The 18,064-nt window shown below is 45.5% G+C and carries 15 protein-coding genes and 1 tRNA gene; 4 read left to right on the forward strand and 12 right to left on the reverse strand.

Annotated features, from left to right (window positions below):
• Positions 1-44: 44 nt before the first annotated feature.
• From ACFI6J_RS20070 to ACFI6J_RS20080, 3 genes are all read right to left on the reverse strand, one after another.
• On the reverse strand, positions 45-1,343 hold the full coding sequence (locus ACFI6J_RS20070; RefSeq protein WP_014948109.1) for an adenylosuccinate synthase: 1,299 nt from the start codon (positions 1,341-1,343) through the stop codon (positions 45-47).
• A gap of 504 nt (positions 1,344-1,847) precedes the next feature.
• Positions 1,848-2,030 carry a DUF2065 domain-containing protein gene (locus ACFI6J_RS20075; protein WP_014948108.1) on the reverse strand — a complete coding sequence of 61 codons (183 nt, stop codon included), beginning with the start codon at positions 2,028-2,030 and terminating at the stop codon, positions 1,848-1,850.
• Between the two features lie 56 nt (positions 2,031-2,086).
• Complete coding sequence (locus tag ACFI6J_RS20080; RefSeq protein ID WP_321825108.1) at positions 2,087-3,265, reverse strand: aminotransferase class V-fold PLP-dependent enzyme; 1,179 nt, start codon at positions 3,263-3,265, stop codon at positions 2,087-2,089.
• Between the two features lie 264 nt (positions 3,266-3,529).
• On the opposite strand from ACFI6J_RS20080, the gene ACFI6J_RS20085 reads away from it, so the two are divergent.
• On the forward strand, positions 3,530-3,958 hold the full coding sequence (locus ACFI6J_RS20085) for a hypothetical protein (RefSeq protein WP_014948106.1): 429 nt from the start codon (positions 3,530-3,532) through the stop codon (positions 3,956-3,958).
• A gap of 153 nt (positions 3,959-4,111) precedes the next feature.
• Here ACFI6J_RS20085 and trxA read toward each other — a convergent pair whose 3' ends face one another.
• The gene (gene trxA / locus ACFI6J_RS20090) at positions 4,112-4,981 is read right to left on the reverse strand and encodes a thioredoxin (protein WP_052234818.1); all 870 of its coding nucleotides are present in this window, start codon (positions 4,979-4,981) and stop codon (positions 4,112-4,114) included.
• Between the two features lie 287 nt (positions 4,982-5,268).
• Here trxA and ACFI6J_RS20095 point away from each other — a divergent pair, with 287 nt between their 5' ends.
• Together ACFI6J_RS20095 and ACFI6J_RS20100 are read left to right on the forward strand one after the other, a co-directional pair.
• A complete protein-coding gene (locus ACFI6J_RS20095) occupies positions 5,269-5,601 on the forward strand; it encodes an Mpo1-like protein (RefSeq protein ID WP_014948104.1) in 333 nt (110 codons plus the stop codon).
• A 283-nt stretch (positions 5,602-5,884) separates the two neighbouring features.
• Positions 5,885-7,993, forward strand: a complete 2,109-nt coding sequence (locus ACFI6J_RS20100) for a S9 family peptidase (RefSeq protein ID WP_462586350.1) — start codon at positions 5,885-5,887, stop codon at positions 7,991-7,993.
• Positions 7,994-8,193: 200 nt separating this feature from the next.
• On the opposite strand, the gene ACFI6J_RS20105 is transcribed toward ACFI6J_RS20100, so the two are convergent.
• The 6 genes from ACFI6J_RS20105 to purE form a co-directional block, all read right to left on the reverse strand.
• Entirely contained in the window at positions 8,194-9,375 is a 1,182-nt protein-coding gene (locus ACFI6J_RS20105) for a PQQ-dependent sugar dehydrogenase (protein ID WP_168533618.1), read from the reverse strand.
• A gap of 194 nt (positions 9,376-9,569) precedes the next feature.
• On the reverse strand, positions 9,570-10,043 hold the full coding sequence (locus tag ACFI6J_RS20110; RefSeq protein WP_014948101.1) for a Dps family protein: 474 nt from the start codon (positions 10,041-10,043) through the stop codon (positions 9,570-9,572).
• A 186-nt stretch (positions 10,044-10,229) separates the two neighbouring features.
• Positions 10,230-10,775: a copper chaperone PCu(A)C gene (locus tag ACFI6J_RS20115; RefSeq protein ID WP_462557897.1), complete on the reverse strand. Its 546-nt coding sequence runs from the start codon at positions 10,773-10,775 to the stop codon at positions 10,230-10,232.
• Positions 10,776-10,841: 66 nt separating this feature from the next.
• Positions 10,842-10,917, reverse strand: a tRNA-Thr gene (locus ACFI6J_RS20120).
• Positions 10,918-10,977: 60 nt separating this feature from the next.
• The gene (locus ACFI6J_RS20125; RefSeq protein ID WP_462557895.1) at positions 10,978-12,114 is read right to left on the reverse strand and encodes a 5-(carboxyamino)imidazole ribonucleotide synthase; all 1,137 of its coding nucleotides are present in this window, start codon (positions 12,112-12,114) and stop codon (positions 10,978-10,980) included.
• The gene (gene purE, locus ACFI6J_RS20130; RefSeq protein ID WP_014948098.1) at positions 12,111-12,605 is read right to left on the reverse strand and encodes a 5-(carboxyamino)imidazole ribonucleotide mutase; all 495 of its coding nucleotides are present in this window, start codon (positions 12,603-12,605) and stop codon (positions 12,111-12,113) included. Before purE ends, ACFI6J_RS20125 begins: the two co-directional genes overlap by 4 nt.
• A 278-nt stretch (positions 12,606-12,883) precedes the next feature.
• On the opposite strand from purE, the gene nhaA reads away from it, so the two are divergent.
• Positions 12,884-14,158, forward strand: a complete 1,275-nt coding sequence (nhaA, locus tag ACFI6J_RS20135) for a Na+/H+ antiporter NhaA (protein WP_014948097.1) — start codon at positions 12,884-12,886, stop codon at positions 14,156-14,158.
• Here nhaA and ACFI6J_RS20140 read toward each other — a convergent pair.
• Both ACFI6J_RS20140 and ACFI6J_RS20145 read right to left on the reverse strand, forming a co-directional pair.
• Complete coding sequence (locus ACFI6J_RS20140) at positions 14,120-16,936, reverse strand: ATP-binding protein (protein WP_156085868.1); 2,817 nt, start codon at positions 16,934-16,936, stop codon at positions 14,120-14,122. The genes nhaA and ACFI6J_RS20140 overlap by 39 nt on opposite strands.
• A gap of 22 nt (positions 16,937-16,958) precedes the next feature.
• Positions 16,959-18,064: amidohydrolase (locus ACFI6J_RS20145; protein ID WP_462586351.1), on the reverse strand; the 1,106-nt coding region annotated here is incomplete at its 5' end.

The following is an 18,064-nucleotide window of genomic DNA, read 5'->3' on the forward strand; positions in this document are numbered from 1 at the left end:
GCCCAGTGAACACTGGGCTTTTAAACATATTTAATGTGAAACTATTACGCGTCGTATGGGCTGCGTAAAACGATAGTTTCGTTTCTGTCAGGGCCTGTTGAAACGATATCAACCGGCACACCTGTTAGCTCTTCAAGGCGCTTAATGTAGTTTTTCGCAGCTTGTGGAAGCGCTTCAAACTCAGTTACACCAAAGGTGTTGTCTGTCCAACCTGGCATTTCTTCATATACTGGCGTTACTTTCTCGTAACCGTCAGCCGCCATAGGTGGAACGTCTTTCACGTTGCCGTCTGCATCTTTGTAGCCTACACAAATTTGAAGGCTTTCAAGGCCGTCTAGCACGTCAAGCTTGGTTAAACAGAAACCTGTAATAGAGTTAATTTGTACTGCGCGTTTCATCGCAACTGCATCGAACCAACCTGTACGGCGCTTACGACCTGTGGTCGCGCCAAACTCGTGACCTTTAACACCTAAGTGTTGGCCTACTTCACATTCTAGTTCAGTAGGGAAAGGACCTGAGCCTACACGCGTAGTGTATGCTTTAACAATACCCAGTACGTAATCTAGCTTAAGTGGGCCAAAGCCAGCACCCGTTGCTACACCACCAACGGTAGTGTTTGAGGACGTAACATAAGGATAAGTACCGTGATCGATGTCTAGAAGTGTACCTTGTGCACCTTCAAACATAATAGGCAAGCCAGCATTGTGTGCTTTATCTAGTTCGTCAGTTACATCAACAACCATTGCTTTAAGAATGTCAGCAACTTCCATTGCACCTTTTAAGGTTTCATCAAAGTCTACTGCTTCTTCGCCATAGTACTGAGTAAGCGTGAAGTTATGCACGTCTAGCACTTCTTTTAGCTTTGCTGCGAAGTCTTCTGCATTAAACAAGTCGCCAACGCGTAATCCACGACGGGCTACTTTATCTTCATACGCTGGACCGATACCACGACCAGTTGTACCAATTGCTTTTGCGCCGCGGGCTTTTTCGCGCGCTACGTCTAGTGCAATGTGATAAGGAAGAATAAGCGGACAAGCTTCACTAATCTTTAATCGCTCGCGCACTGGAACGCCACGCTCTTCAAGCATAGTCATTTCTTTCATTAGTGCGTCAGGGCTTAGCACAACACCGTTACCAATAATACAGGTAACATTATCGCGTAGGATGCCTGATGGGATTAAGTGAAGTACGGTTTTTTCACCGTCGATTACTAGAGTGTGACCTGCATTGTGTCCGCCTTGGTAACGAACAACATATTTTGCGCGATCAGTGAGTAGGTCTACGACCTTGCCTTTACCCTCGTCACCCCATTGAGTGCCGAGTACCACAACGTTCTTTGCCATGAATCATATGTGTAAGAAAATTAGGCGGGGATTCTACAAAATTCTAGGGCAAGGATCATCTCTTTTTCGAACAAAAATACGACTATTTTATTTTTATTTTTGAAATCACAAAGATGACCCACTGCCGCTCGAGCCTTTTTGAAATAAGGCTTGGCTTCTTATTTTTCAGCACAAACATTCTAAGACGCTAATTTTTAAAGCTTTCTAAACATTACCTGGTAAAAAAGCTGAACAGACGGTCTATCGCAGTCTGCGCTACGCCCCATTTATATAACGTTTTGCTATTATTCGCGGGCATTGGATGCTTAAAAGCTAATGAGGTATTCAAAGGGCTGAAAATATACCTCTGAATGTTGAATACAGGTTTAAGAGCACACTTTTCAGTCAACGGTAAAGTCGCGCTCCTTTTCGTACTATGTATTATGGTAAAGCGTGTGGCAGTGTTTGATGAGGTCCGTTTTCACATCGCTTCACGCCTCTTAATGCATAGATCTGGGCGCTAACTCAACTGAAATAAAACAGCAGTAGTGCGCCTATTATCACAAGGGTTCCGCCAATTTGACGCAGTTGATTGCTGGGCTGTTGGCTTATCTGAAGTAAATAATTGCGCCATTTATTAGGAAAAAGAAGCGGCCCTATTCCTTCTATAATAAGTACCAACGCTAAAGCGGGTAGTAGCCACTCCATAAAACTATCCTTAAATAAGTGTGACGTTAATATTTACGTATGTTTAAAGCAACGACTTACGCTTTCTGATTCAGTGCGGTTAAATCAATGTACTCAGGGGTGTGGTACAGACCAAAACCAAACCGTAAGCGGTTTCCTCTAAAATCGGTAAGGATATGGTGCTCTTTAAGCGCTGAAGCAAGGGCTTTTGTTTCATCGGCACTATCTAATTCAAAGGTAAGAAAATGCCCTCGGTTTGCTTCATCACTTACTGCTAGATGTTTTTCGTTTAGCAAGGGATGGTTGCAGGTAGCAAGTTTCTCTAGAAATGTGCGCTGCATGCCCATTATATATTCGTTAACTGTGGCTACATCAATGCCATTGTCGTCGAACATGCGAAGCACGGCTCTTAATCTGTAGAGCGCGGTAAAATCCATGGTCGCACCAGCAAAGCGCATTCCATCTAGACTATATTGAACGCTGTCTTTGCCGCCAACCTTGCGAGGCTTATCTAGCTCGCCAAACTCTGCAAACCAGCCTGTATATGCGGGTCTTAGCTCACAGCCCACGGGTACGTGCGCAAAACATGCCCCCTCTCCTGCCTGAGCATATTTGTAACTACCGGCAAGATAAAAGGCTCGGTGGGCAATGTCCGCTATATCGGTAGGCTTTGCCATAAACCCGTGATAGCCATCAACCACAATAAGGGTATTGTCGTTAGTTACGCTATTTACGATATCTGTGACATCGTTCACCACGTATCCGGAATTAAAAAACACCTGACTAAAGAAAACCAGCTCGGGATCGTGTTCGGCAATGGCGGCTTTAAAGCGCGACGCAAACGTATCGTAGGGTTTAGTAGGTACGGTAATAAGTTCTATCGCACCCTGCTCTTGCATCCTACTCGCTTGGCGCTGAAAACTGTGAAACTCGCTGTCTGTCGACACTACTTTATAAGGCGCAGCACTATCGATGCAGCTCATTACGCGATAAAGCAGCTCATGGGTATTGGGCGCAAAAACGATTTGCTGTGGTGCTCCAGTGTTCAGTATGTTGCTAATGCGCTGCTGTAGCTCTGGCACTAAAGTTTGGAAGAAATATCCCCATTTTTCGTCAACATACTTAGCGCTGTCATCCCAGTAGTTGAGCATTGCATCACGCGTGCAGTCGGGCCAAAAGTAGTGGCTGTGACATGCATAATGCTGTTTACCTTTGTTCGCATTAAGAAAACCCGTATAAAAATGCTGATATGCCATGCTCTATTGCCCAATATAAAAACTGCGTAAACCCTATCAAATTTCTACCTTTTTCGCATGAATCTGCGCCTGCAACAAAACATTTATTTACAAATTAAGTGTAAATTGTTTTGCCCAAATCGACGTGCTTAGTGATATTTCTTATATAAACACAATCACAGCAAATTTTAAGAACTCTGCTATACCCTATAGAGGCAAGATGTTTTTGTTAGCCGAGTTAGCAAGCTCCGTCTGTTCCACGCAGACAAACATTAAAGGTATTTTATGCGTTTTCCTAAATACGGAAATTATTCATTGGATGTCTCAGGTAACGTACTTGAGGTGTTTGCAACCGGGGCGTGGAACCTGAAAACGACAGAGTTTTTTATAGAAGAAATGCATGAACTTATCGCTAAGTTCGACAATAAGCCTTGGGCTGCCCTAATGGACGGACGCCGCTGGGTGCTTTCTACGCCTGAATGCCAAACCCGTTTAGCAGAAGCAATAAAGGTGAACATTTCGCGAGGGCTCACACGCTCAGCTTACGTGCTGGATACCGGAATGGTTAGGCGGGCCCAATTAGAACGAACCCACCCATCTAAGCACCGTGACGCTGAATCAGCTAACTACGAGCGCGATTATTTTCAAAAGTATTTCGAAGCACTTAATTGGCTGCACAAAGAGGGGTTCTCCCCTATTCTCTCGCCTAAATAAATACAGCAATCGAATTAGAAATACACACGTTGACACTCGTCAGTATGCGTTCTCGTTCACCTGCAAGTACCAGCACGAACCTCGTACAGTCAATTTATCAAAGTCAGACTCGACTCATTGTCCCCTACGACAGCCGCTAAAATGCTGACGTTGTTAATACAATAAGCTGTAAACTTTTCGGCGGTATTCCGACTTCAACGGGTCGCCGTCGGCAAGCGCATTCACCATATCCATCATTAGCTTTCTGGCGTCGCCAAACCCAAGTTCTTTCTTTAACACACTATAAAGAAGCTCTAGTGCATCTTGTGCTTTGTTCGCTTGCTGCAACTGTACCGCTAAATCAACTTTAAGCTGCAAGTCGTCTGGGTTCGCTTCTACCTCTGCTTGAAGCTGACGAATTTCAGGAGTGTCGGCGGCTTGTTCTGCCAATTCAATTTTTCCCGCTAAGCTCTTATAGCGAGAGTCTTGATCAACCAACTTAATTTCTTCCAATAACGCTTTGGCTGTATCGATAGATCCGGTCTCGATATAGCAATCAATAAGCATATATTTAGCGTTTACGTTATCTGGGTTAAGCGCTAGGGCTTCTTTAGCTGCGGGCAGTGCCTCTGCATAATCACCTTGCTGAATCGCTTTGCCAGCAGTGGCAAGTAGATCGTCTTCAGGATTAGGCAAATATTTAGCGAGCATTTCGCGAATTTGCTGCTCAGGTTGCACACCCGCAAAGCCGTCAACAGGCTGACCATTTTGCACCACCATCACCGTTGGTAGACTTCTAATACCAAACTGTGCAGCGACTTCTTGCTGGGCTTCGCAGTCTACTTTAGCCAGGATCAAGTGCTGACTATATTCGCCCGCCAGCTTTTCCAAAATAGGCATAAGGTCTTTACAGGGCTCGCACCAATCTGCCCAAAAATCGATTAGCACCAGCTTATCTTGCGACGCTTCAATGATGATTTGTTGAAAGTTTTCTACCGTAATATCTACGATGGTTGCTTGGCTATTCGCAACGAGATTTTCCATAACGCAGGCCTTTAATTTCTTATATTGAGAGGAATATGGGGCAGACGGCCTGAAATTACAAGGTTAAGGTAGGCTATCTTTGGTCACCGCGCCTTGCACTAGGAAGCGCTTCTTAATTCGCCACTTTGTTGATCTGCGCCAGTGAGCACGCATGTTTGCAAAAACTCATTCTCTTTTTGTCGTATTCACGACAATCTATTTCAGAATAGAATGTTAACGTAGTGTAAACTACTGCTACTAAGTCACTCTACTTCTATAAAATACATGCTTATGGCCGAGAGGGTTTTATGTCTACACAAACAAGCGCTGACACGCATTTTGCTTCATTCAAAGAGTTTTACCCGTTTTATTTAAATGAACATAGAGATAGTACATGCCGCACGCTTCATTTTATCGGCTCGTGGCTGGTTCTCGGCGTTATAGCACTAGCAGTATTTATGGCTAGCTGGTCGCTACTGTGGTTTATTCCGCTAGTAGGTTACGGTTTCGCTTGGGTAGGTCATTTCTTCTTTGAGAAAAATCGCCCTGCGACATTTAAACACCCGCTTTACAGCCTAATGGGCGACTGGGTCATGTTTAAAGATATTCTTGTGGGCAAAATTAGCCTTAAAGGCGAATAAAGCTCAAATGACTTAAAGGACGGCCAGCCCTCTATTAATAATGACAACTGCCATTGCTAGCGCCCTGCGTTGTTAAACGTTGCGCTTAATGTTGGATATGTAATTTTAACGGACAATCCAGCCTCTTCACCGCACGCGCTTTACATAAAAGAAACGAAAGCGATATGGTTAGAGACAACGTTCGCAGGTTGCTACATTTGCGTTAGGATTTACGCTAAGCACACGACAGCGAACATTCTACCTATCGCGCTCAGCGCAAAAAACAATAACAAAAGGAACAACTATGTTTGCGTCTCGTTTCGCCTTTCGACCAGTACGAAAAGGCTTATGTGTTACCTCGACTGCATTATCACTATTGGTTTTAGGTATAAGTCAGGCCAATGCATTGCAGGAATCCGCCTCTGATTCGACTAGCTTAAATGCGCTGACATACGATGACACCTTTAACTTAGAATTTGTGGCCAACCCACAGTTTCTTAATAAGGATACGGTAATTTATTCTCGTCAGAGCATGGATGTCATGACTGACGGAAGACAAAGCCGACTTTGGCAAGTAAATATTAAATCCGGTGAGCATCGCCCGTTTATTGGTGTAGATGAAAACTTGTCACAGGCTACCTTATCGCCCAACGGTAAAATGGTGGCATATACAAAATCGGTCAACGGCCGCGCACAAATCCATCTCTATTACTTAGATACCATGCAGTCTGTGCGCTTGACCAACACCGGCGAAGCACCTCGTCAGTTAACCTGGTCTCATGACAGCAAAACCTTAGCCTTCACCCAGTTTACCGAAGAAAAGCAAAAGCCATTGTTTACCGGCATGCCGAGCAAGCCTAAAGGAGCAAAGTGGGCTGACCAGGGCACCTATATTGATGCGGTGCAGTATAGAGGTGACGGAAGAGGCTACTTGCGTGAAGGCTTTGACCAGATATTTGTTCTGCCTGTTGAAGGCGGTACGCCGCGTCAGTTAACAACTGGAAAATTCCCTAGCGGCGGCACCCTTTCTTTCTCTAAAGAGAATGACTGGATTTATTTTGCCACACCACAACGAGAAGACTACGCGCTGCACCCTTTGTTTAGCGACATCTATAAAGTGAATGTGAATACAGCGGCAGTTGAACAAGTTACCGATATCGAAGGGCCTGAAGGTAGACCAACCTTGAGTCCCGACGGAAAATACCTTGCATTTACTCAGCTCAACGACAGAAAGCTTTCTTATCAGAATGGCGACCTTGTGGTACTTGAGCTTGAAAGTGGTGACATCAGCCGCTTAACTACGTCACTAGATAGAAGCTTAGGCAAATTTGAGTGGCGCAAAGACAGCCGAGGATTAATCTTTTCTTACCTTGATCACGGCGAAACGAAACTTGCTGCAGTGAACCTGAAAGGCGATGTGAAACCTATCGACGTTAGCATAGGTGGACAAGCGTTTGGACGCCCTTACACGTCGGGCGACTTCGCAGTTAGTGATAAAGGCGATATTGTTTACACCACGGCAAGCCGCTCTGTGCCTGGCGACCTGGCGCTTTATAAAAAAGGCAAAGACGATACACAACTTACCGATTTAAACAGCGATGCACTTGGTCATAAAACGCTGGCAGAAGTACAAGACCTTTCCGTAGTATCAAGTGTGGACGAGCTACCTATCGACGCATGGATTGCTTTGCCACCAGGATTTGATAGCAGCAAAAAATACCCGCTAATTTTAGAAATTCATGGCGGCCCACATGCAGCCTACGGCCCTCACTTTGCCATGGAAATTCAGCTAATGGCCGCGCAAGGTTATGTGGTTGTATGGTCCAACCCAAGGGGCAGTAGCTCTTACGGTGAAGACTTTGGTAATTTGATCCACCATAACTACCCATCAGAAGATTATAACGACCTAATGGATGTGGTAGACGCGGTTGTTAAGCAAGGCTATATAGATTCAGAGAATCTGTTTATTACTGGCGGTTCAGGCGGCGGAACCCTTACCGCATGGTCCATTGGTAAAACTGACCGCTTTAGTGCAGCTGTTGTGGCGAAGCCGGTTATTAACTGGATGAGCTTTTCATTGACTGCCGACGCATACCCGTACTTCAGCAACTATTGGATGGCAGATATGCCATGGACTATCGCGGATAAACTCTGGCAGCGTAGCCCTTTGAGCTTAGTGGGCAATGTAGTAACACCCACTATGCTGCTAACCGGTGAAGCCGATCACCGTACGCCAATTAGCGAGACAGAGCAGTATTATCAAGCGCTGAAGTTACAAGGTGTAGATGCTGCGATGGTGCGAATTCCAGGGGCTTCACACGGCATTGCAAGCCGCCCTTCTCGCTTAATACAGAAAGTAGGAAATATTGTGGCGTGGTTTGAACGCTACAAGAAGAATAACGACGGCGAATAAGTCAATACGAGACCCGATGTCCTTATAAATAAAAAAGGCGCTTACTTCATTTTACAATAACAATGAAGTGGCGCCTTTTCTCATTCTACGTCTTATACCAGAATTTGAAAGGGAACAGCCATTCCTGCATTCCCACGCTTCGCTATGAAGCTTGCCAGCGCCTTCTGAGTGAGCACTTATCTATGCGGACTGGTACTATGCTATTTGGTTAGCTTTAATACTTTGCCGTTCGGTGCATCGGTCAGTAAGTAAATGGCACCTTCTGGGCCAACTTCAACGTCGCGAATACGGGCGTGATTGTCACGAACATATTCAAACTGCTTTGCGGGCTTTCCATCTTCTACTTTTATGCGACGAAGGTGAGTAAACTTCAACGACCCCACCAGTACATCCCCGTTCCATTCTTTGAACATTTCACCTTGGTAGAACGTTAGGCCGCTTGGCGCAATTGATGGGTCCCAATACACCCAAGGCTGCTTCATGCCATCCATATGGGTTTTGTCGCTGATAATGTCGCCACTATAGTCAACACCATAGGTAATCACAGGCCAACCGTAGTTTGCACCGCGTTCAAGGATATTGATTTCATCACCACCTTTCGGGCCATGCTCCATCGCCCATACCGCACCAGTTTCAGGATGAATAGTAACGCCTTGCACGTTGCGGTGACCATAGCTGAATATTTCAGGGGCTTTGCCGTCTGTGAATGGGTTATCTTCTACTGCGCTGCCGTCACGGTTTATGCGTACAATTTTACCGAAGTGGTTATCGGTGTTCTGCGCTTCTTTCATGTACTTGTAGCGGTCGCCCATGGTGATGTACAAGTGGTTTTTAGCATCGAACGCTAAACGACAGCCAAAGTGAAAGCCGTTATCCACAATTGAGTCGGCACTAAAGATAACGTCAACATTTTCAAGGCCTGAGTCGGTAAGCTTAGCCTTTGCAACACTGCTACTGCTGCCCAGCTTGCCCTCAACCTCACTCGCTTTGCTGTAACAGAAGTAGATAGTGTTGTTGCTGGCAAAATCCGGGTCGATAGCGATGTCCAACATACCACCTTGGTTTTGCGCAACCACCTTAGGCACATTACCTAGACGTCCTGATAACTTACCGCCTTTTGATAAACGCTGAATGCCACCTTCACGTTCCGTAACTAGCAGATCGCCATTTGGCAAAAATGCCATTCCCCAAGGATGAACAAGCCCTTCAGCGAGCGTGGTTACGGTAATATCGCTGTCGGTGATTTCATGCGCTTCGCCATGTTTATGATCTCCGTGAGCTAAAGCGGATTGGCTGATCGTAAGCGCCAATACACAAGTAAGTGACTGCGCTAGCGCGCTCACAGGTTTGATTGGTACAGCTAAAATAGTTGATGGTTTCATCGCTAGGAGCCTCATTTTAAAAAGCCGTGTGCGCGTTCACACAGGCTTCTTCTATTATTCTTAGTGGAAGGCAGTATACAAAAAAGGGCACAGCGCTGCTGTACCCTTTGTGATAATTTTACTTGCTTATGCGATAAAGGTGACTGGCCGATTAAGCCTATGTTAAATCACTGTCACCGCACTTATATAGCGATTTACTTCGGTAATGTTGCACGAAGCATCCACGCAGTTTTTTCATGAACGCGCATACGATCGCCAATTAACGCTGCAGATGACTCATCGTCTGCGTCTTGCGCTAGCTTTAACGATTCACGGCAGGTTTTCACAACTTGCTCATGACCGTGAGTTAACAATCTCACCATTTCCGTCGCTTCAGGTACACCTTCCACTTCTTCAATTGAACTAAGCTCAGCGAACGACTTATATGTGCCCGGTGCAGCAACACCTAGAGTACGAATACGCTCTGCAATTTCGTCTACCGCTTCGGCAAGCTCTGTGTAATGCTCTTCAAACATTAGGTGCAATTCACGGAACTGCGGACCTTCTACGTTCCAATGAAAATTATGCGTTTGAAGGTACAAAGTGTAAGAGTCGGCCAATAACTTCTTAAGGCCTTCTGCTACTGCGTTACGATCGCTCTCAGAAATACCAATATCAATCTTGCTCATGTCACACTCCTTAACGTTAAAACCCTTTTTAGATTTACCTTCAGTCCATTCATCGGCGCTGAAAAATCTTGGTTTAAATAATATAAGTTAATAGTACTACAGAAATTTCGATTTAGATTAACGGTTTAGTTGATTGCATTCATCGCATTAATCGATGACTTTATACATTCTGCCTCAGCCACTCTATTAATGGTGGTGATGGTGGCTTTCGCCCGCTTCTTTTTTAACAGGTAGCAAAACCGGTAGTTCGCTCCCATCGCTAAATGTGAGGGTTAGTGCTACTTCGCTGCCCTCTTCTAATCCTTTGGTCAGCCCCATCAACATGATATGACGGCCGCCTGATTCAAAAGAGACCATTTCGCCCGCTTTTATTATAACGCCGTCAGTTAGCTCACGCATTTTCATCACGTCTTCCTCCATCACCGTTGTGTGGATTTGCGCTTCACTTGCTACATCGCTTGATACTGAAACAGACCTCAGTGTTTTATCGCTGTCACTATGATTATGCAAAGTAAAGTACACTGCGCCGGTTTTTGCCAAAGCAAAGGTCGCTCTGGCATAACCATTCATTACCATTACTTCTGATTGCTTACTGGCGTGCTTGTGCTGCTCTTTTGGCATGTGATGGTTATCATGGTCATTGCCATGCGCGTAAATAGTCGCAGACATGCTTAAAGAAAATAAGCCAGTTACGATAACTAACGGTTTAAGTGATTTGGAAAAAAATGACATACAGTCTGCTCCGAATGAATACCCGTAAGCAAGTGTACGTAAGATTGGCATAGGAAAAAAGAAAAATGGTGCCGACTGCCGGAATCGAACTGGCGACCTACTGATTACAAGTCAGTTGCTCTACCAACTGAGCTAAGTCGGCACACTTTAAAAACCGCTGCCTAGACAGCGGATGCGTATTCTAGCGATAAACGCGTGGGTGTCAACCTTTTAATCGCGTTGCTTCACCAACTAATTTTGGGAAGTACTCAAGCGGTAAATATTTGCTCAATGCCATGAGCTTTTCACCCAAGCTTTCATAACTATTCGTGGTGACATTGATGTGTCCCATCTTGCGCTTTTCACGAACAGATTTTCCGTACCAGTGAAGATGACTACCATCGATGCTTAGCAAATCGCGCGAGAAGCTGCTGCAACCAATAATGTTGACCATAGCGCTTGGGCCAATGGCTGACGTGTCACCAAGAGGCAATCCACAGACTGCACGTAAGTGATTTTCAAACTGGCTGGTTACAGCGCCCGACTGGCTCCAGTGCCCAGAGTTATGTACACGAGGAGCAAGTTCGTTTACAAGTAGCTTGTCGCCTACTTGGAATAGTTCCACAGCCAGCACACCGACGTAGTTCATACCCTCAGCAAGTTTCACAAAAATATCGTGAGCCTGGGCCTGAAGTGCGTCATCAACGTTAGTCGCTGGTGCAACCGACACATGAAGTTGACCTTGGTGATGCAAATTTTCAGCAAGTGGATAGGTGCGTACGTCGCCATTAGCATTGCGTACACCGATTAATGACAACTCTCTGTCGAAAGCCACCATTTTTTCAACCACTAAAGGCACGGTCTGCAAATCTAATCCCTGAAGTGCATTTTTTAGTTCAGGTAAGTCAGCCTCATCACTTAAACGCCATTGACCATATCCGTCATAGCCATCGCGGCTAGCCTTAAGAATGAGTTTGCCACCCAACTGCTTTACGCAATCGTCTAACTGGGCAAGGTCGGTAACTATGTGGTGCTCACAATTTGCCACCTGCATGCTTTCAAGCAGCTTTTTCTCACGTACGCGATCGGCGCCAACAAGAATGCTGTCAATATTTGGCATCAACTTGTTTGTTTTCGCCGCGTCTTCAAGAAGCCTTTCAGGTACATGCTCAAATTCTACGGTAAGAGCATCTGCACCTTCTAGTGCTTGAGTAAGTGAGATTTCAAGAGGGGTTTTGCTAACTGGATGTACAACGGTATCGTTGTTTACGTCCACAGCTTGAACGTCAATACCTAACGGGCTTCCCGCCAGGTACATCATTTGAGCAAGTTGGCCTGCGCCGTAAACGACTACTCTCATTCATCTAGCTCCAACGTATTGCTTGAAGCAAGTACCGTATCAGTTTGCGATTTTCTAAAAGCGATAACGGCATTGCGTACGCTTTCGTCTTGCAGCGCAACAACTTGTGCCGCGAGAAGACCCGCATTTGCTGCACCAGCCTCACCTATTGCCAGTGTACCTACCGCAACACCTTTCGGCATTTGAACGATAGAAAGCAGTGAGTCTAATCCATTGAGCGCCTTTGATTTAACCGGGCAGCCAAACACAGGTAAATGCGTGTGTGCAGCAATCATACCCGGTAAGTGAGCTGCGCCGCCTGCGCCAGCAATGATTGCGCTAAAACCTTCATCTGCAGCGCTTTCTGCAAACTCTACTAGCAAGTTGGGTGTACGGTGCGCGGACACCACCTTCGCTTCAAATTCAACACCAAACGACTTCAGCATTTTTGCGGCCTGCTGCATAGTAGGCCAGTCTGAAGTTGAACCCATTACAATCGCGACTTTTGCCATCTAGAGATCCTCGGGGTAGGTAAAGTGGACAACCTTGGAAAGGCCGCGATTGTAGCGTAAAACCGTTCAAAATCCCACCGTAAATGGCGTCAATTATAGCGCCACTCGCTTAAGGGTTGTTGAAGCTACTCTCTTATAAGGGTGATCTATCTCTTCGCTGTCAGTCGTATTAACTATAATTAATTTATGTAGAAAAGTTGCCTGACTACACGGATTAACGAACGCTTTTATTTCCACATTTTGCGACGTTGACCATGAACGGGCGTTAGAGGTTATTGATGACAGATAAACACGAACCCGACGTACTTGATGAGGTGATAGAAGAAGTACAAGACGTGGTCTCTGACTTCTTAAATCGCGAAGCCGCTCCCGGCATATTGTTAATGGGTGCAACGATTCTTGCGCTCATTATTGCTAATTCTCCCCTAGATACGCTTTACGATCATTTAATCAGTATGCCGGTACAAATATCAGCCGGTACGTGGGCTATCGATAAGCCATTATTGCTGTGGATTAACGACGGGTTAATGGCGGTGTTCTTTTTTCACGTGGGTCTGGAACTGAAGCGGGAAATCTGCGAAGGTGAATTGGCCAATCCCAAAGATATTATTTTACCCGCAGCGGGTGCTGTAGGTGGTATGGCACTACCCGCCTTGATTTACGTAGGCATTAACTGGGACAACCCCGTAGCCATTGCAGGGTGGGCAATTCCCGCCGCTACTGACATCGCGTTTGCGTTAGGTATTTTGGCGCTACTAGGTAGTCGAGTACCTACGAGCCTGAAAGTTTTCTTAGTCACCCTGGCTATTATTGACGATATCGGTGCTATCGTAATTATTGCCCTGTTTTACACCGAGCACATTACCGCGGGTGCGCTGTATATTGCTGCAGGTTGTTTATTGCTGTTGTGGCAAATGAATAAACGCAATGTGGTAGATATTCCGCCTTATGTTTTTGTGGGAATCATTCTGTGGGTAGCCATGTTGAAGTCAGGCGTTCACGCCACACTGGCAGGTGTCGTACTTGCTGGCTTTATTCCTATGCGGGATGAGAAAGACGAATCTTATTCTCCGGTAACGCGACTAGAGCACGGTTTGAATGGCTCGGTGAGTTTCGCAATCCTACCTTTATTCGCCTTCGCTAACGCCGGCATAAGTTTTGGTAACATCAGTCCGGAGGGTATTTTCCATCCTGTTACCTTTGGGATCTTTCTTGGCTTGGTTGTGGGTAAACAAATTGGCGTATTCGGTTTTTGCTACTTAATGGTGAAGTTAAAGCTGGCTAAGTTACCAGAGGATCTTAACTTCAAGCATATCTATGGCTGTGCGCTACTTTGCGGCGTTGGCTTTACAATGAGCTTATTTATTGGGGGACTGGCCTTTGCACAGACAGGTATCAATCAAATTTTTGACGAGCGTGTGGGCATTTTAACCGGCTCTCTTGTCTCGGCGTGCTTAGGGTATATTGTACTGCGATTCGTTAGCGAAGCGCCGAGCGATAACACTGATGTAGCCTCAAACGCTAGCAAGTTCACGGGCAATACAGTCAAATAGAACCTGCTTGCGAATAGGCTTACTTAAATGCGCATTCATGCCTGCTTCTAAGCAGGCATTTTTGTCTTCGATAAACGCATTGGCGGTTAAGGCGATGATCCTGACCGAGTCCTTATTTCTGCCTTCACTTCGAATAAGTTTCGATGCTGTATGACCATCCATGATCGGCATTTGGCAATCCATTAAAATTACGTCGAAATCGTGCCTCTTCTCGGCCTTAACAGCATCTTGCCCGTTTTTCGTTCTAATACATTTGATGTTGGACGATTTGAGCATGTCCATGACGATTTCAGCATTAATGTCGTTGTCTTCAGCCAACAAAACCCGTAATCCATCAGGTAGTGACGGAATCACCTCACTTTCTGCATGCTCTTTTTCTTCACTTACTGTGGCAGGAATGTGGAAGGTAAAGCTTGTTCCTTTACCCAGTTCACTTTCAACATAAAGCTCACCACCAAGAAGCTCAACCAAACCTTTAGAAATGGCCAAACCTAATCCTGTGCCACCAAAATTCCGAGTAGTGGACGGATCGGCTTGCTCAAACTTATCAAAAATAAGGTGTAGTTTGTTGGGAGCAATGCCTATTCCCGTATCGGTAACCGAAATTTTAAGTCCTTGGTGGGCATAGCTGACGTTAACCGTCACAACACCATCGCTGGTGAACTTAATCGCGTTACTAAGTAAGTTATTGATGATTTGGCTCACCTTCCCTGCATCAATGTTCAGTGCGTTAGGTACGCCCTGATTAATATACAAAGCAATATCGTACCCTTTTACTTGCGCAGCGTGACGGTAGAGGTCACAAGAAGCTTCAAGTAACTCGCGAATGGCACAGCTTTGAATATCGGTAAGCATTTTACCCGATTCAATCTTCGACCAATCTAAGATACTGTCTAGGATGATAAGTAAATTGCTAGCAGAGCGTGAAATTGTTTTGGCTCTAGCCGAAACATTTTCCGGCAACTCATTCTCGAGCATCAATTCACATGAGCCAATAATGCCGTTCATTGGCGTTCTAATCTCGTGACTCATGTTGGCGAGAAACTGCGTTTTCGCCACATTCGCGGCTTCCGCTTCTTTAAGCGCTAACGCAAGGTGCTCGGTTTTCTCTTCTATGCGCTTTTCCAAAGACTGATTCAATTCCCCTAGCTCGACATTCAGGCTTTGCTCTACTTCTCTTGCAACCTTTAGCTCTTCAAATGCATCGAGCAATCGGGCTTCTAAACTCACGAACTCATCGCTTAGCGACGAGAGCTCTTGAATGTGCAGTGCCCTTTGTGGTGCTTTAACAACTTCTTTTTGTGTAGGGTCGAATTCGGCAATATAGCGAACAAGGCGACGAATAGGCGCGCCGACCATTTTTGCGACTACGTATCCGGTGAATGTTCCAAATGCAGATAATGCCAATAGCAGCAGTAAGTCTTTTAGCAAATAATTACTCATTGATGCCATTAACAGTCGTTTGTCGAAGTAATAGCTAACTTTCCAGCTAGCAAAAGGCATATCTTTCGCTAACCTCAACCATGTTTTCCCCTGAGGCCCGTTCTCCACCTCAACAGCACAATCAGGTTCACAAATATAAAAAGGTGCTTTAGTGAGTGGCTTCATCTTCAGGCCTTTAGATGCATAGATAACTTCGCCTTTTTGATCCTCAATGAGCATCAAAAAACCACCTAAGCTTAAGTTATCAATAGCAGAAAAGCTCTTTAACGATAAAGAGCCCTCTACAATACCTTTTGGAGTGCCATCTGCATCTGTAATAGGAGCTGACAAGGCTACAATTGGATCGTTACCAAAACCTCGGCCTTGAAATACATTTGAAAGGAATGGTTTACCTGTCTGCATGACTTCAAAGAAATACGGCCTGTAAGCCACATTTGACAAGCCGCTTTGTCTTGCCTTATCCAACAGGCTAGGCGGGTAAGCGTGGGTAAGATCGCCATTGTCATCTGCAATGAGGAAGGTCAAAAATTCTGGATTGTGCGATGCCAACACCCGCAAATTTGTCACCGCTGCATTATCGAAATCGCTGTTTGATACCTCGCTAGATAACACTTGCGCTGCACTAATAATGGCACTTTGGTGTTGCTGAATAAAATTCGAAAGTTGGAACTCCAGCACATTCACCCGCTGCGACATGTAACTGTGAATTTGTCTTTCTTGCTGTTGTTGAAACAGACTTACCGACAAATAAATTACTGCCATGGAAGCAACGAAGAAGCAACCGGAAAAGAAGTACCCAAAAAGAAAGTGCAGCGTAACCCGCTCGGACTTACTTGATGTTTGTCGCTTAAGCCCGTGGACTGCCAAATACGAAAAGTGTCCGGTTACAAGACCAAATACACCGCTTACCCAGGTGACCAGCACACCCGAAAACAGCATATTTGCGTTATCGCCATCATAAAGAGAATGCTCTAAAACGAGAATGGGCAGAAAGACAATAGACCAAAAGCCTGCGCCTACTTTTATCACCTGTTTAAGCGACTTGTTATAGCCAAAAAAGCTAAGCACGATAGGCAGTAGAGTAAGGCTTTCTTTTCCAACTATGCTCCCGTCGTTAAGCCATAAGGGAAGGCTGACAACCAGTGCAATAGGAATGGAAATAAAAGGAGAAAACCGAAGTGAAGCGTAGACTGCCGCACCTATGCCAAATGTAGCTATCCCTGTGCTATCAAAGGGTGGGTTGAGAGCATTAAGACCCGCACCTAACACACATACAAGCAGTGCTTGAAGGGCCAGAGACCATGAAAAAGAAAATGAAATACTGCCAATTTTCAACGCATGTCTCCGGCGGATAGATTTAGTGTTGAGCCATGTAATCTAGGGTAAAGTTCGTTAGAAGCTTCACGCCTAATTTCATGCCTTCATCATCAACATAAAATTCCGGTGTGTGATGAGCAGGGCTATCTTCTTCAGACACGTCCAATGGCTTACCGCCTACCCAAACATATAAACCTGGAATTTGTTCTTGGAAAAATGAAAAGTCTTCCGCCCCCGTGACCGGTTTAGAAAGCAGCGTATTTTCAACGCCTGCGGTACGCTGCATAGTAGGCAGCATGGCTTTTGTAAGCTCTGGGTCGTTGTACGTAATGGGGTAATAGTAATCTAGCGGTAGCGTAAGTTCTGCTTCTGCGCCCATACTTTCAGCAATAGCCTTTACTTTGCGCGGAAGCGACTCGTAAATGTGATCGCGAGCGGCTTCATTGAGCGTACGAATTGTGCCAACCATTTCTACTTCATTTGGAATGATGTTTGAACGGTTACCGCCGTGAATAGAGCCAATAGACACCACCGCTGCATCGTCAATCAATTTCAACTCACGACTTACTATGGTCTGAATTGACATGATCATTTGCGCAGCGGTAACCACTGGATCAACACTCTTCCAAGGATAAGCGCCGTGGGCTTGCTTACCGTGAATAACAATTTTAAATGGGTCTACCGCGGCCATGGTGCCACCCGCGTTATAACGCACTTTACCCACATCGGTATTAGCATTGATATGCAGGCCAAAAATAGCGTCTACATCAGGGTTCTTAAGTACACCTTCAGCGACCATAACTTCCGCACCGCCTTTTTCTCCAGCGGGTGCGCCCTCTTCTGCTGGCTGAAAGATAAACTTCACTTTACCTTTCAGGTCGCCCTTAATTTCGGTAAGAATTTTTGCCGCGCCCATGAGCATTGCCATGTGAGTATCGTGACCACAGGCGTGCATAACCGGCACTTCTTTTCCGTTGTATTCGCCCATCTGCTTTGAGCGGTAGGACAAATCGTTTTGCTCTTTTACAGGAAGTCCGTCCATGTCTGCACGTAATGCAACGACAGGGCCTGGCTTGCCCGAGTCTAAAATAGCTACCACACCCGTTTTTGCCACACCGGTCTGCACTTCTAAACCTAGGCTTTCAA

Source organism: Alteromonas sp. G4i13, assembly GCF_054960505.1.